The following is a 335-nucleotide window of genomic DNA, read 5'->3' as shown; positions in this document are numbered from 1 at the left end:
AACGAGTCCGCTCGGGTTTAGAGTCCTGTTTGGCCTGGTGAGGGCCGAGAAGGGACACTGATCGACATGGCAGGACGGAAGCGGCATTCCGCAGAGGACATTGTGCGGAAGCTGCGGCGTGCCGATGAGCTGACCGCGGCCGGCAAGACTGGCGAGGAAGTCGCGGCCGAGATCGGGATTTCGCCTGCGACGCTCTATAACTGGCGCCGCCAGTACGGGGGTGTGGACACCGACGCCGCCAAGGAGCTCAAGGAGTTGCGGGAGCAGAATGCCCGGCTCAAGCGGCTGCTGGCCGATGCCGAGCTGGAGAAAGACGCGCTGCGGGAGATCGCCAA

General features: G+C 64.8%; 1 protein-coding gene. It reads left to right on the top strand.

Translation table 11 applies throughout. The annotated features are described in order from the left end of the window. Positions 1-66: 66 nt before the first annotated feature. Positions 67-335 (top strand): transposase (locus ON40_RS54950; protein WP_040829421.1); only part of this gene is annotated, 269 nt, incomplete at its 3' end.

It is taken from the genome of Nocardia jiangxiensis NBRC 101359 (assembly GCF_000308615.1).
GTDB classification, from domain to species: domain Bacteria; phylum Actinomycetota; class Actinomycetes; order Mycobacteriales; family Mycobacteriaceae; genus Nocardia; species Nocardia jiangxiensis.
The sequence above is the reverse complement of the archived record's forward strand: the minus strand, read 5'-3'. Positions and strand labels throughout refer to the sequence as shown.